Source organism: Sorangiineae bacterium MSr11367, from assembly GCA_037157805.1.
Taxonomy (GTDB): domain Bacteria; phylum Myxococcota_A; class Polyangia; order Polyangiales; family Polyangiaceae; genus Pendulispora; species Pendulispora rubella.
This window is the reverse complement of the sequence record CP089983.1, coordinates 12579945-12594197: the sequence shown is the minus strand read 5'-3', so window position 1 is coordinate 12594197 and position 14253 is coordinate 12579945. Positions and strand designations below refer to the sequence as shown.

At 60.9% G+C, this 14253-nt stretch carries 12 protein-coding genes; 3 read left to right on the top strand and 9 right to left on the bottom strand.

Annotated elements, in window-relative coordinates; translation table 11 throughout:
* Positions 1–23: 23 nt before the first annotated feature.
* The gene (locus LVJ94_49030; GenBank protein WXB04826.1) at positions 24–356 is read right to left on the bottom strand and encodes a hypothetical protein; all 333 of its coding nucleotides are present in this window, start codon (positions 354–356) and stop codon (positions 24–26) included.
* A 381-nt stretch (positions 357–737) separates the two neighbouring features.
* On the opposite strand from LVJ94_49030, the gene LVJ94_49025 reads away from it, so the two are divergent.
* The gene (locus LVJ94_49025) at positions 738–1292 is read left to right on the top strand and encodes a hypothetical protein (GenBank protein WXB04825.1); all 555 of its coding nucleotides are present in this window, start codon (positions 738–740) and stop codon (positions 1290–1292) included.
* A gap of 927 nt (positions 1293–2219) precedes the next feature.
* On the opposite strand, the gene LVJ94_49020 is transcribed toward LVJ94_49025, so the two are convergent.
* The 4 genes from LVJ94_49020 to LVJ94_49005 form a co-directional block, all read right to left on the bottom strand.
* Positions 2220–2711, bottom strand: coding sequence for a hypothetical protein (locus LVJ94_49020; protein WXB04824.1), 492 nt, complete (start codon positions 2709–2711; stop codon positions 2220–2222).
* A gap of 13 nt (positions 2712–2724) precedes the next feature.
* Entirely contained in the window at positions 2725–4611 is a 1887-nt protein-coding gene (locus LVJ94_49015) for a DUF4157 domain-containing protein (protein ID WXB04823.1), read from the bottom strand.
* 691 nt (positions 4612–5302) lie between these two features.
* Complete coding sequence (locus LVJ94_49010) at positions 5303–5956, bottom strand: VanW family protein (GenBank protein ID WXB04822.1); 654 nt, start codon at positions 5954–5956, stop codon at positions 5303–5305.
* Positions 5957–6573: 617 nt separating this feature from the next.
* Positions 6574–7890 (bottom strand): hypothetical protein, encoded by a 1317-nt coding sequence (locus LVJ94_49005; protein WXB04821.1) that lies wholly within the window; start codon positions 7888–7890, stop codon positions 6574–6576.
* A 1186-nt stretch (positions 7891–9076) separates the two neighbouring features.
* Here LVJ94_49005 and LVJ94_49000 point away from each other — a divergent pair.
* Complete coding sequence (locus tag LVJ94_49000) at positions 9077–10219, top strand: ABC transporter substrate-binding protein (protein ID WXB04820.1); 1143 nt, start codon at positions 9077–9079, stop codon at positions 10217–10219.
* Positions 10220–10308: 89 nt separating this feature from the next.
* On the opposite strand, the gene LVJ94_48995 is transcribed toward LVJ94_49000, so the two are convergent.
* The 3 genes from LVJ94_48995 to LVJ94_48985 form a co-directional block, all read right to left on the bottom strand.
* On the bottom strand, positions 10309–11406 hold the full coding sequence (locus LVJ94_48995) for a hypothetical protein (protein WXB04819.1): 1098 nt from the start codon (positions 11404–11406) through the stop codon (positions 10309–10311).
* 298 nt (positions 11407–11704) lie between these two features.
* The gene (locus LVJ94_48990; protein WXB04818.1) at positions 11705–12076 is read right to left on the bottom strand and encodes a hypothetical protein; all 372 of its coding nucleotides are present in this window, start codon (positions 12074–12076) and stop codon (positions 11705–11707) included.
* Positions 12077–12182: 106 nt separating this feature from the next.
* Complete coding sequence (locus tag LVJ94_48985) at positions 12183–12938, bottom strand: hypothetical protein (GenBank protein WXB04817.1); 756 nt, start codon at positions 12936–12938, stop codon at positions 12183–12185.
* Positions 12939–13230: 292 nt separating this feature from the next.
* Here LVJ94_48985 and LVJ94_48980 point away from each other — a divergent pair, with 292 nt between their 5' ends.
* Positions 13231–13443 carry a hypothetical protein gene (locus tag LVJ94_48980; protein WXB04816.1) on the top strand — a complete coding sequence of 71 codons (213 nt, stop codon included), beginning with the start codon at positions 13231–13233 and terminating at the stop codon, positions 13441–13443.
* 163 nt (positions 13444–13606) lie between these two features.
* On the opposite strand, the gene LVJ94_48975 is transcribed toward LVJ94_48980, so the two are convergent.
* Positions 13607–14158, bottom strand: a complete 552-nt coding sequence (locus LVJ94_48975; protein ID WXB04815.1) for an ankyrin repeat domain-containing protein — start codon at positions 14156–14158, stop codon at positions 13607–13609.
* Between the last annotated feature and the right edge of the window lie 95 nt (positions 14159–14253).

The following is a 14253-nucleotide window of genomic DNA, read 5'->3' as shown; positions in this document are numbered from 1 at the left end:
CAGCGTTTTGGTGCGTGCTTGCATCAGCGAAGATTGAACGGGGGCGTGACGGCGGCGATATCCTTGGGCCACGTTTGGCAGGGGCGCGGATCTTCGGGGTCGACGTCTTGGCAGATGGCGTCCCACGCCTGCACGATCTTCTTCGGGCTTACGCCTCGGAGCCGCGCGCACACGAGTTCCTCGGCGAGATCGGACGAGCCATCGGTTATTTCTTCCCGTCTGGGGGATATGGGCTTGGTTGCCGATGGACAGCTGCTGCGCGTAAACGCGATGGCGGCGCCATCGTCCAAGCGTGCAGGGCAACCAATGGCCGGAATGGCACCCTTCGTGCCCCGGGCGTGCAGGACCTTCCGCACCGCGTGCCACGAGAGGAGGAGCTCAGGCCCTCACTCTTCCCGCCGCCACCGGCTCGATGGAGCCCGCGAATGGTTGCGGAGAGCACGGCGCACACGGCGACCGCAAGAGTCGACGTCGACGTCGTGAAGATCGCGATGACGATGCGCGTATAGTCTCCCTCGGAGGGCCGCCCGTCGTTGCTCGAAGCGTGCCACTTCGCCCGGGTACTTCCAACGGTGTCCTACGATGACCCGGGTGCTCGCGGAACGGTCCTTCGGACTACATGGCACCTCTCGGAGCTGCATTCCCACCCGGCGATTACGTCGTGCGCGTCATCGTCAAAGACGAGTCCGAACGTCGTGTCGCGGCCGAACTTTCCATCCACGTCGTGCCTTGAATCGATGGCCGGCACGCGCGAGCTCATGGAAGTCACCCTCCCCCCTTTTCGCGCGCAGACCCGGTATTTACATTGCCCGCAATGCATCATGTTCGCGTCAAACAACTCACGTGGTCTGCATCTTGAGCGGGCGAACCTTCGCTGGAGTGTGAACGGGCATCTCGTGTTCGCCCATCCATCCAACGCGTCGGGATCGTCCATTCTGGACCGAGTACGCCAAATCCCTGGCGCAAAGATCGTTCAGGAAGAAGGCTATCTCTGGCGGGCGAAGTTCACCGATCGGCCAAACCTTTTCTGCAACCACGAGGTCGTCGTCACCATGACCGACTCGGAAGAATCATGGCCCGAGTCCATGGACGTCGAAATCTATTTCGAGACGAGTTCGACGACCACCTTCGCATTCGCCTGGTTGGTCTTGAGCGTCGTGGGAATCCCTTTTGCTTTCGCCTGGCGCGCCCGGTCCATTCAACGCTGCCGCGCGCTCGCTCGAAAGCTACTTTCTCAGTCCACGTTCGAGGAATCCCTCGTGACCCGCGTTACCGACGGGCCCTACCGTTGACGCACTCCGCGCGACGGCGAGGAAGAGTTGCGCCGAGCACTCCAGGCAAAGGTCGACAAGGTGAGAACCTTGGTCGACGTCCTCAAGGTGACCTGCGAAATGAATGCCCTGGAGCCGATTGACAGCAATGGGTCGAGCCAGGACGCTCCGAACGACGCTCACTCGGGCATTCAGATTTTTCGTCGGCCACGCGGCTGCCGATGCTGGAATCGCGGCAAAACTCATCCGGCTGCTGGAGGCCGCATTCAGGATTCCAACAGGTACCATTCGTTGCACGTCTGTCGATGGCTACAAGCTCGAAGGAGGAGATGATGCACCCGACGTGCTGCGGGCACGTGGTTCGATCGGGAAGAACTCCAAGCGGTCGCCCGGCACTTCGAAGATCGTCGGGCGAAGGCCCCGCCGTTTCCACTGTCCCTACGATTCGATCCCGAAGACTACCCCGGCGCCGAGCGGAGCGAATCCACCCTTGGAGCCGTCGGCGCGGGCGTGGCCGGAGGGCTTTTCGAAATCATGTTCGAAGCCGTGGTCGACGCGATCGTCGATTGATCCACGGACACGATTCCGGAGCTGTGTGGAACCGGTCCGAACCCTGCTTTTCTCGATGTTTTTGAGCGTTCTCAAAACAAGCCAAGCAGCGCACCGGTGTGAACACCGGGTCCTGTCCGCCTCCCCCTCTCAGCAGGCGGCTGCGCTACCGCGGCGAGCAAGCCATCTTCGGCTTGTCGCTCGAGGCCGTCCAAGCGATGCTCCAAGCGTCGGCCAGCGGGAAAAGGCGAGACGGGGAAGTGCTCGGTATACTCCTCGGAAGTGATGCTCTTATGTGCCCGAGACGGATGTTACTTTTCGAGACGATCCTGATGACGAGGAGAACGAGCGACGCGAGCCGAAACAATCAGCTCATCGTGTATCCGCGAAACAACTAAACTATTCCACGTGAGGAACGAGCCCGCCAGCTCCGCCCGCGCGGAATTCGAGCCGGAAGGAATACGGCCGACCATCGAGTTCGATCTCGATCCGGTCGCCTTCCTCCCACGCTGCCTGTACTCGGACGTACGCCTCGGCTCGAGCAAGCTCTCGGTCGATATACGAGACAGCGATGTCACTAATCGCGCGCGCGCTGCTCTGAGCCGAGTCTCGCGGCACGCAAACGACGACCGGCACGGTCAGGTCCTCGAGAAGCAGGCGCAGTTCCTTCGCTACCCGTGGCACGTTTTCCGGTTCAACGCCCCCTGAAACGACCACGATCGGTCGTCCGAGCCAGACGACAAACGCATTTGTCACTGGGACTTCTGGGCGGCGCCCAATGACCTTTCCATCCTCGAAACGAAGGCAACCGACTCCCGATACCGCGTTAAGCAATATCTCAGGGCCGAAGATACCCTCGCTTGCCGGCACTACGTCAAACTCGACTCGCATCCCACACGCCTCCTCAAAACAAGATGTCCACAGCACGAAGCGGATTGGTCAAGTCACCGCTCAATTCGATGGTCGCGGTGGCAGTCCTTACCGCGCCTTCAACATCGATCACGAGGATTGCTTGATTTGGTCCGATGCGCCTCGACAGCAGAGCCTTCGCCCCGTCGGCGAGAGTGGAGAGCCCCCCAGTCCCGCGGCCGGACGCTTTGTACATCTGCTGAAGCACCTCAATCGCCTTGTCCTGGCCAAGCTTCATTGCGCTCAGCTCTTGGAGGGAGCGTGTCACGCTTCCATTATTCGAGCCCAGCAATCGACCCGCAATAGTTTCCACGCCCTCTGCGGCTTTTTGTGCTTGGTCGGTCCTTGTCTCTCCCTTCGTGCTGGCTTTCTCCGGAGTCGCGTTCTCCACCCCAAGCTCCGGAGCGCCTTGGCGGGATGCATCCTTCCCGCCCGCACCGCCCGTGGTCAAGAGCGCGGCACCACCCACGCGAACGCCCGCCGCCGCCGCGGGGCCAACGTCTGCGGCGGCCGTGGCCAGTGCAAGGCTGTTGCCTTGCGTGACAATGGTCGGCAGCGTGAGCCTCGGGATCTGCCCCGCCTTGCCAGCGGCAACCTCGAAGGTCGCAATAAGGGCGATAATCTGTCCGATCAACTCGCCGACCATGATGCTCTTGCGTGCTGTCGGCGCAGCGGAGAATCGGGCGAGCCAATCGGTAACCAAATGGTCCAAAGCATCGGGCAATCCTTTGAGGGCGCCTACGATTTCGTTGGCGCGCTCGTCGAATGCTTGACCGTGGTCGATGAATCCATAGAAGAAACGAACGACCAAATCGCAGACGTTGTAGAGAAGCGAGATGATGCCCTCGATTAGGTCGACAAATCCTTCTCCTGCGCCGACGAGGATGCCCACTTCAGCATATGCGAGGGTCGTCGTGACCTTGGTGGCCGCATCAAGAATACCGACGACTTCCAGCGCTGCGCCCCGACTCCGGCCCGATAGTTGACTGGCCGTGCGGCGCATCGCTGCGATGACACCGCGTCGATAACCCTCGTAGGCATCGATTAGCGATGAATATACCTTTTCCTTTCCTGATTGATACGGCTTTGAGACATATTCGGACCAGACCTCCCCGAGGGGGGCGCGCTGGATCCGACGCTCGCCTACGCCCTGCTGCACGACGTGCGTCAATTCGTGCGCGAGCAGTCTGCGCCCTTCCGTGGACTCGGGCTGGTATTGGCCTGCGCCAAAAACGACGTCGCCACCCACTGTGTACGCTCGAGCACGGACGGCGTGCGCAGACTGTTGGGCGTTGGTATCATCGTGAATGCGCACGTCGCTGAAGTCTTGGCCAAAGCGTGACTCCATGAATTCGCGCGTGGACGCATCAAGAGACCGACCCGACGAACGAAGCACGTGGTCGACGGCCGCAGGCGCTTGGACGTTGGCATCGCCGACGGCTTTTCGTTGCAACGCACCATCGACCTTCTCGTCCTCCTCACATGCGGTGCATTTGCGCTGAGCGGCTTGCGCGGTGGCCGTGGTCGTCGGTAAGGCAACATGGTTGCCGGAGACCACTGCGTCGGCCACGCGGTCCGCTTCGTGCTCGAGCGGATCGTTCACTGCATCCGCCTGCAATTTTGCCTGCAACTTGGCTTGCATAGTTTGGTGGACGCGCAGCAACTGGCGCCGCGCAACCACCATCGGATGCTCCCGTGGCCCTTCGGGGCCGTACGCGGGCACGCTGGAGAGATCGAAGCCGCTCCGATTGGGAATACGTTCGAAGGGTGCCTCTTTGGGCGCCTCGAGTATGCGAGAGCGCAGGGCCGGTTTTGGAGTCGCTGCCGTGGGGTTGTTTGCCGTTAGCCCGGGCGGCTTTACGAAGATCCGCACGCCGCTCATGGGGCACTCTGTCGAACTATCGCCATCTGTCGCATGTCCTCCGTCGGCTGGCAACGTGCAAAATTCGAGCCCTCGCGGTTTCGGCCAATACAGGTCAAGCGGCATCCATGCCACGTTGCATGTGCAACATGCATCGGATGCAACGCAACGGGCATTCTTGCGCCAATCATCGACGCTGTACGAATCGAGCGCGTATGACCACGCCCCCGACCCTGCTTCCACGCACGCCTTCTCACCGGTGACAGGAGGAAGCTGCTCAATCGGTGCTAGCTGTAGCGGCTTATCGGGCAGGCCGCGGTCTCCGCTCGCCCGATCTTTTGCCAGAACCTCCGCACGGGCCGCTTCGGCGGCATCAATGAGCTGTTCGTTCGCTGCCGTCAGCCCGTCTATATGCCTCGCCACTCGTGATCACCGCGCTCGGCGGGGCAACAGGGCGAGGGGGAACGGCGATATGGACCGAAGACGGCCGTGTGGCGGGTGCACTGCAGCCGGCAGCCAAGAGACTGGCCGATAAGAGTGTCCAGCAGGATGGGCGACGTACTCCAGTGCAAATCAGCATCCGACGCTTCATTCTGGTGACCTCATCGCGAAGAGAGGTTGCGTGCGAGGCAAGTTGGTGTCAACGGCAATGATACCGCGCCCCAGAGCCGCATCACCGGTAGGAAGGGAGCGCGCGACATCAGCCACGAGGTCAAGCGGCTTCCACGATCTGCGGCTCGACCTCGTAGAGGACGCGCGCTCGGTTTCGCTTGATGAATTCCTCGCCGATAAGGGCTCCCCCTTGGCGGAGTCGAATGCGGCGCCACAACGAATTCTCCCGAAATACGTCACCCCCTTGACGCACGAACCGGTGTTCGCGCTCGAATACCGAGTACGAATACTTAAGACGCTTGGAACTTCGTAGCTCACCTATTAAATCGCGCGTCGACAACTGGAAGCGAAACTGAAACGTGCTTCTCGTTGGATTATGAATCACAAGATCGATGTAGTTGTAGAAAATGGACGCACCCGTTCCGAAGGGGATACTTCGTTCGCGGTCTGGGAAGGGGTCCATGCTGTGAGTACTTCGTTCAACGACGACAAGCGGGCTATGCAGAGCCAGCCAGTGGATCATGTTTGCGAGCTGGCAGATTCCACCACCGACGCCGGGGCGTGCGCGGCCCTGCGCCAATTCCATCCCGTCGACGAAGCCGCGCGCACGCGTTGGTCGACCGACCACGTGACAAAATGAGAAGTACTCGCCCGGGCGAACAATGAGTCCATCGAGGAAGGGCAACGCGGTCGCCAGATTTGTTACCTTGTTCTCCTGCAGCCATCGCGGGCAGTCGCCATGTGGCCGGATCAATCTGGACGCGTGCTTCTTGACGCGAAACGGCAGAGGGTCCGTCGTGCAGGTTCGCGCGTATGTCCGCCCCTCGACGAGCCATCGGATACACCGGGCGAGGCGTCGGCAGACGACGCTGGGACGGTACAACGCTGGATATCGGACTGAGAGCGGTACCCGAGATCGATTCATCGTCGAATGGCAAACGCCACGGCGACCTAGAGCATTCCGGCACGTGCTGCCCAGGTTGGGGTTGTCTCCTCATCGATACGGAGAAGATGGCCGCGGCACGTAGGGGTTTCCTCATAGTCGACCCGGCAGTCGAACAGTCTTTTGCGCCTTCGAGAATGGCTCGATCGCCGTTTGCGCTTGGAATGTAAGCATCTTTTCAAAAAGACTCGCTCCGGACACCCAGGTCTCCAGCCATGAGCCGGCGGTGCGACCTCGGAATAGCCAATTGTTTCGTCGCCGCAATCGGTACGCGTGAACTTGTTGGCCGCGCGCACCCGAATCGCTTCTGCGATGTGCTCAAACCGATCGCCTGGCGAGCCACTGCCGCCATACCCTGGTCGCATATTCGAGCAGTTGTAGCGGCATGATTGGCTCGACTGGCGGGAAGCACGAATAGGCCCGTTCCGTCAGAGAAACGTACGCGAGGGAGTGGACAACGCGGTACCCGGCCTCCGATACGGGTGACGGCGTTCGATCGGCATTTTGTGCAGCTCGGCTGCGATGTTGACCGGAAAATCGCCTCGAACGAGCACGCCTTCGCCGCGGAAGCCCTCGACCAGAACGGAGGCCCAGGGCTGAGGTCGCGCGGAGAGTGGCGCAAACATCATGGGACGGCTCCCGCCGAATGACACATCGTAGACACCGAACTTGCTCCAATTCGTGAACGTGAGGATTCGGCGCGTCGGATCGATGGGAACGTAACGCCATCGAGCCCGCCTCGGTATTGCGTCGATCTCGCGCTCAGTGGCCGGATAATCGAAATGGTCGGTCAAATAATGATCGACGCCCGCGCGGATCCTTCCGGACATCTCCCCCACCGAGTCGCCGGGCTTCCATGGGAGCATCATTGGCGTGAGGAGGTTGCCGAGCACGTCGGGACCCAGACCGAGACGCTTTCGAAAGTTGACCACGACCATGAGCTCGCGCGGACTCTCCGCGCCCTCGCACCGGCGTACGAGATCGTGAATATGTGCAGAGACCACGTCGTTGGCCGAGAGCCTGGAGCCGAGCGCGCGCTTCATTTCGCTGATTTCGTCGGATGTAAAATACAGGGTGACGCTGCGAAAATTTCGCTTTCGCAGCGCGACGAGAATCTTCGCCACCTCGAGCAACCGGAGTCGCCGAAAGCGCAATGAGCTGGCTTTGCCATTCACGAGATTGCGCTCGGTGAAGTGTCGCAATAGGTACGCGGAACGGTTGGTTATTCGCTCCCCGGAAGCGATGTCGCGTCCGTCAACGGCTGCCGACCACGCGTCCATGAACCGCATGAAGGATTGCGTGTCCCCTATCGAATGATGCCACGAGGCTCCGACGAGCATCCCGCCGCCGGCGAGGTACGTGATGCGAAGGCTGAGCAAAGGCTCCTTTCCTGCGCGTGCACGTCGCGCGTTCACCGGGGTAACGATACGGTCGATTGCATTGTCGGTCAGCCATTCGGTCGCGTCGTCGACGGTCGCGTCGACGACCCGTACTGAAAGCGATATTCCCTGATTGTCACAGACGAGCTCGGCGCTATCCGGCCGGCAGCGCATACGACCTCCGAATACGGGGTAGTGCGCGAGCGCCACCTGGAGGCCTCGAATAAGATCCGCTTCCGAAACGGATGTCTCGTAAGCGAATCCAACGGACACGGCAGCGTACGACAGCGTTTCGTCGAACGCCGTCAGACGAATGACCGTCGATGCATGGTCGAGTGCGCGCACAATCTGTTGTGAAGCTGCCATGGCGTAGTCCTCTCGGAGGCAGAATTTGTCGGACATCTCGCCGGATGTCCACATGACGCGCTATTTCCCATGCAAGATTTCGCAATCGACGTCCACCCCCATGCGCCACCCTTCTTCGCGCCAGGCCCCGCTGCAACCGCCTTCGTCGACGCGAAAGCGCACTTCACCCGCCGAAGATTTCCGATTCGTTTTCGACCGTGAGCGCATGTTCGTACCAGCGATCGAGCAGCGTTGGATTTGTGCATCCGTCGATGCCGTGCTCGCCCGACCTCGGAGAGCGCCACCTTTTGCACCGCGAGAGACTTCTCGATCGCCATCCGCAGGGTCTCGACGCGCGTTCCTTCCGGTCCTGCAATTTCAAGAAATTTACCGTACACTTTGTCACCGCCCACGTCCTTGAGCACCTGGAGCAGATACGCGTACAGCCGCGACAAGAGAGCGAGCGTACTCGCGTCGCGCGTGGTCGTCCTGGCCAGTTCCTGCATGAGCGGTGCGGCTTGCTCGAACCGCTCGGGCGAGCTCGACGTCCACAAGACGATCTGCGTGAGGCGCCCCATCAGCTTGGACTTGCCCGGCCCCGGGCAAACTCGCCCAGAAGGCCCAGTCGATTCGGTACCAAACGAACTCGCCAGCAGTTCAGATCCGCCATACTCGCCGCTTTGCTCGGCAAAACGGACAAGAGCCCGATTGGAAATGTTGGGTGGTTCGAATCATAGGGAGCGGAGACGCCAAATTTGGCGTCTTGGTCTGCATAGCTTCCGCCAGCGTCGGCGGCGACGAGTTGCTCCGGGATTGCGACCAGGTTGCGCAGATGATCTTTGCGCAAATGTTCGACCTGCTCAAATCCGACGAACGGGCTTCTCACGCAGACCGGCCGTAGGACGCGGGACGCAATCGTGAGTACGATGAGCGGATCTTCACCAGCGCCAAAACGGACACTTTCCCATCGAACGGTAAAATCGAATACGTTGGCAATTTCCCCACGGAGGCGCACTGCCGCCGATCATCACCGAACGAACGAATCGTGACACGCTTATCGAGCGTGCATGCACGCTACCTTTTTTTTCACTGAGCCAACGTCAGCGCTGACGACATATCGCCTTTCATTTTTCCTCAATTTAGCAATACGCACAATATTCAACTTAACGTCTTGCCGCGATTCCTCAACGACTTCAAGGTGGAGGTCATGAATACGATTCACGTTAGATCCTTTCTCGCACTACTTGCTATTGCGGGATGTGCGTCGGCGTCGCCTGCATCGGAGCCGTCTCCCGAATCGCTGGAATCCATGCCCCTGGCAGATTCCGGCAGCGAGGACGAACAGCTCCAGCGACTCTATCGCGAAGCCCTCGCCGAGGGAGGCGAGCTGACCGTCTACGCCGGCGGCGACAAACCCACGCAGCAAGACCGAGTCAAGAATGCGTTCCTCGCCCAGTACCCAAGCATTCGAATCAATACCATCGTCGATCTGAGTAAGATTCATGATGCGCGAATCGACAATCAAATCGCCGAGCATCATGTCGTCGCCGATGTCATCCAGCTTCAAACCTTCGACGACTTTCCACGTTGGAAGCGAGAGGGCGCTCTGCTCGCGTATAAGCCCGTCGGTTGGAGCAAGGTCTACGACGCCATCAAGGATAGGGATGGGGCCTACACCGGCATGTGGTTCCACGCGTTCGCAATGCTCACGGCCACGTCGCTTGGAAGCGGCGCGCCCATCGAGGCAGCGGACTTCTTGAAGCCCGAGTTCAAAGACAAACTCGTATTCACATACCCCAACGACGATGATGCCGTGCTGTTCTATTTCAAGCAGCTGACGGACGAATACGGCTTGGACTTCTTGAAGAAGCTCGTTGCGCAAAATCCGAAATTCGTTCGCGGCACTCAAGACACGGGCGATCTGGTACGTAATGGGACGTATGCGGCGGCTTTCGGCGTGGGCGGGGCGCTCGCGTTTCAACCCGGCCACACCGCCGTCTTCTCCCTGCCCAAGAATAGCCCGTGGGTCACCTGGGCACAGACGGCCGCCATCCTCAAGGACGCGCCGCATCCAGCTGCGGCCAAACTCTACATGAGTTGGGTCCTCTCACGGGCGAACCAGCAGAATTTCATCCGCACGTCGATGTGGAGCTCCCGGTCTGACGTCGCGCCACCGTCGGGCTACGAGTCCATTTGGAACTATCCAAATGCCGACCCACGAGCACTGCCGACCTTCATGAGCGACCGCACGGCGCTCGACCGGTACAAGGCGCTGATCACGCTGTACATTGGAGCCCCGCAGGGAAGCAATCCCAACGGAGATCTCGGCCTGCATCCCGGCGCCTTCTAGTGTCTTCGAACACAAGAACTCCAAGCCATCGCCCGTCACTTCGAAGATCGACGCATCCTCGGGCGAGCATCGCACGATCGGTTAGGCACTCAGCCGACGAACCACCCGGGCGGGCGGCGTGGACTCACCGGATTGTCGTAACTCCCGCAGTAACCGATCCGAAGTAGGAACTGCGGCGTGGGCACGCCGATGCGCGCGGCGATTTCCTCACGGAACCGACCCTCTTCGAGCGCCTGCGACATCGGGTGCAACCCGATACCGCGCTCGCGCACCTGGAGGAAGAGCCGCTGGAAGCGGCGGCCGGCGTCGATCAGTTCGGCGACGCCGTCGTCCTTCGAGCCGAGGACGATCCAGCCGCCACTGTTCGGGACGAGTTCGCGTGCTATGTTCACCGCGCGTTCGCGCGACGACGGCGAGAGCAGCGACTCCTTCGAGAGGAAGGTCCGCGCAAACCATCCTGTGAGGCCCGTGACCTCGAGCGCGGGAAGCGTGAGTCCGTCGCGATGCTGCTCGACCTCGTCGTTCGACCAGCGGATCCAGCGAACGAGCTCCGCTTGTGCGTCGTCGCGATAAGCCTGAATGCGGTTGGCCTCGATGGTCACCTCGTCGAGGTAGTTGCATGAGCCCTCGCCGCGTGCGACGTAGGCGAGCTCGCCGGTCAACCGTTCGAGGTGCGCGAGGTCGGCGGCGCGGAGCGGTGTCGTGTCGAGCTTACGGCGCAGCGTTCGCCGGGAGCGCGTGCGGGCGAGATCAGCGTCGCTTGCCGGGGGAGAGGCGGGCTCCAACGTCACGTCCGCGACGAGCGCGTCGCGCGCGTTTTTTGCGACGAGCGCGATGTCCGCGTGCAGCGAGTGGACGGCGGCGGCTAGCGTCAGGTTTTCGAGGAACGCTCCGAGCGAGAGGAGCATCTCGCGGTTATTAGGGTCGACGGCCGGCAGCCATCGCTCTTTTACCGAGAGAACCGACAGACGCCGAGGAGACTCGACCCGCACCGCCCACGGTTGCACGTTGTGGCTGCTTGGCGCGAGCGAGGCAATCTCGAGGATGGCGTCGAGGATGACGTTCCCGGTAGCGCGGGCAGAAGGAGACCTCGGAAGATCGGTGCGCGTGACGCCTCCACATCCGGGGCCCACCCATGCAGCCAGCGACCCCGCGACGGCGCTGAGAAGAAACGAGCGGCGCCGCATTTCTCTGTTTGTACCGTAATGGGGCATGCGGGAGCGAGTCGGCGTCACGGAAAGAACCGCTACTTGCGGGTTCTGTTCCACCCGCACTTGCCTTCACGTCCTTCGGAATACGCAACGAAGGGCGGAAGGGCGAGTTCCACGACCGGAAGGAATCGATCCGCCATGACCGAGAAATCGTGGCAACTGCTGGGCGCACGCGATGGCCTCGTTCTGCCCGAGCCGGGCGTGGCGTGTCGAGGTGAGCCGCTACATCCGGAACCACTTGGTGGATGCTGTTTATCTCGCCATGAGGAGCACCCTACTTCCGCTTTTTGCTGGGCCTCTTCTTCGGAGGCGCGCGCGGCTTGCTGCTTTCGGGAGCTTGGGGCGGCGACGTTGTCGCCTCCTGCGGATAAGGGATCTCCCCTCCGAACGATCCATCTGGGAGTGAGAGTCGAACCGTCGTTGGTCCCCATTGACGGACGCATTTGCCCTCCGGATGATCCTCCATGCACTCCTCGTCCTTGGACGAATGCAACAAGAGGTCAGGGCGCCCGTCCTTGTCAAAGTCTTCCACGTCGAAGATCAGCCCATCTTCCGCCACGCTGATTTCGCCGTCTTTGGTGACGGTGAGAATGGCGCCATACTGCTCCTCGGCCTGCCATGGGTACGCCCATGAAGCGAATCGCAACTTGCCCAGTGAACATTGGCCCCCCCCGGGAGGTCTTCAATACTGAAGCTCTGTGGCTGGGCTCGGAGCCATCCGTCGAATTCGCGTCCCCGCCGATTTCGACTTTTCAAAATTTGCAAGCTGGCGCCGTAATTGGGAAGCGCTTGCCCCCTTCTTCGAGTGCGCTCCGGTTGATCGGGTTCTTTGCAAGAAATGTCGCTCGCGCGACCGGATCGTCGATGGTTCCTGCACGAATCGAAATCTGGTCGAGGGCACCTTCGAGGATGCGCTCCGCGGAAGGATCGCCCGCCGCCGCGTAAGCCTCGAATGCCGCGAGTCGAAGTCGCACCTCGGCGAAGCCACCGCCCACGAGTCGATCGAGTCGGCTCAATGCTTCTTCGGCGTCGTCGTGGGCTTCGTCGATTCGGTTGCTGCGCAGCAGGATGCGGAGTCGAGCGGCATCGGCGTAGGGACGTGCGGTCACGAACGTGATGAGCATATCGAGCGCGAGGCGGATGTGCGACTCCGCGGCGTCGAGCTGGCCGCGGTCCAAATGGATGTTCGCAAGGATGGCATTGGCGAATCCCCGGAAATCCTTATCGCCGGGGCGTTCCAATAATTTCCGAAGGAGCTGCGAGGCCTCTTCATTCGCCCAGCCATTTCCGGCATCGACGAGGGTCATTGCCAACTGGACCGTTGCCACGCCGCTGGTCCACATATCCCCATCCTGACGGGCGTCGGCAAGAGCGGCGCGCAGCTTTTCTTCGCCCATGTCGATGTTTCCCAAATGCGCGAGCAAGAGCCCAAGATAGAGCCGGGCGTTCGTGAGGAGGCGTCGGTGATTGACCGTCTCGAAGATGTTTTCCGTACGAGCGGCGGCCAAGGATGCGGCCCTGGACGCGCCCGACACCGAAATCGAGCAAGACGGGTGCGTCGGTGCGTCTGTCGCGAAGAAAGATGTTTCCGGGCTTGAGGTCGCGGTGCACGAATCCGCGCGCGTGCGCCGTGGACAGGGCATCGGCCAAGAGGCAAAGCATGCGACATGTCTCGGCGAGCGTTAGGCCGCCGCGATCGAGGCGCTCGTCGAGGCCCTCGCCGTCGAGCCACTCCATGACGAGGTAGGCAAGCCCTTCTTGTGCCGCGACGCCGTGGTCGACATACGCAACGATGCCGGGATGCTGAAGCTCCGACAGCATGTAAACTTCGCGGTGAAATCGCTCGAGAAGATGATACGGATGATGCGCAGGGCCGAAATGGTTGAGCACTTTGAGTGCCATCGCTGCATGGTCCCGCTTCCGATCGCGCGCGCGGTACACGACGCCCATGCCACCTCGGCCGGCTACGCCCTCGATCGTGAACCGGTCTGCGAAGACAGCTCCGGCCGCTAGCGTCGCGGACGTCATGACATCCCTCCCCTCCCCTAGGGAATGTTAGAACGACCTCGAATAAAGCACATCGGAGCCGTGCCACTTTCCGTCAAGGGCGGCTTCGTTCGCTTGAGGGCAGCTCTTAGGTACGGAGCGTGTTGGGCAGCGGTCCCCCAGGCCCCATTCAGCCAATGCCCATGATGCTGCGTACCTTGGAGCTGAAGGCGTGGGGATTCGTCGAAACGAGCTCACGTGTCGTCATTTTGGACCCGCCAACGTTCGCTTGATTCGCTCCAGCGTCAACGAGAACCTGGATGACCTTCCAAGCGTCGCAATCCTTCTTGTAGTCCAGTAGAGAGCGGTCGAGCGCCGTGTTGCCAAAGGCATCCGTGGCGTTTGGATCTGCTCCAAAGGTGAGCATTCGCTCGAGGACGTGTAGGTCTTCGGGCTTGCTGTCGACCGATACTGCCGTGCGAACGGCGAAATGAAGCGTGGGCCATCGCCAGGAGTCGGACATCTTCGCGTTTGCATTTGCATGGTTCTCGAGCAGGAATAAAGCGATGTTCGTCTGCCCGCATTGTAGAGCATAGATGAGGGGTGTTTTTCCGCTGAACATGACTTTGCCGACCCCCTCACACTCCAGCGCGTCCGCGTCGACGCCGATGATCTGCTTGACGAGATCGATATTTCCATCTTCGATGGCCTGAAATAGGTTCTTGATCGTCTTTTTCGACATGAGACTCCGGCAGGACGGCCTCAATGCAAGGCCAGCGATAGGTACTGACGAGGTACGTTCAACTCGAGACTATGGCGTAAAAAATACGGTGCTCG

Coding starts and splice junctions, on each gene's coding strand:
- LVJ94_48975 (WXB04815.1), bottom strand. CDS start 14,158: ATGTCGAAAAAGACGATCAAGAACCTATTTCAGGCCATCGAAGATGGA.
- LVJ94_48995 (WXB04819.1), bottom strand. CDS start 11,406: ATGCGGCGCCGCTCGTTTCTTCTCAGCGCCGTCGCGGGGTCGCTGGCT.
- LVJ94_49000 (WXB04820.1), top strand. CDS start 9,077: ATGAATACGATTCACGTTAGATCCTTTCTCGCACTACTTGCTATTGCG.
- LVJ94_49015 (WXB04823.1), bottom strand. CDS start 4,611: ATGAGCGGCGTGCGGATCTTCGTAAAGCCGCCCGGGCTAACGGCAAAC.
- LVJ94_49005 (WXB04821.1), bottom strand. CDS start 7,890: ATGGCAGCTTCACAACAGATTGTGCGCGCACTCGACCATGCATCGACG.
- LVJ94_49020 (WXB04824.1), bottom strand. CDS start 2,711: ATGCGAGTCGAGTTTGACGTAGTGCCGGCAAGCGAGGGTATCTTCGGC.
- LVJ94_49025 (WXB04825.1), top strand. CDS start 738: ATGGCCGGCACGCGCGAGCTCATGGAAGTCACCCTCCCCCCTTTTCGC.
- LVJ94_48980 (WXB04816.1), top strand. CDS start 13,231: ATGCTGAAGCTCCGACAGCATGTAAACTTCGCGGTGAAATCGCTCGAG.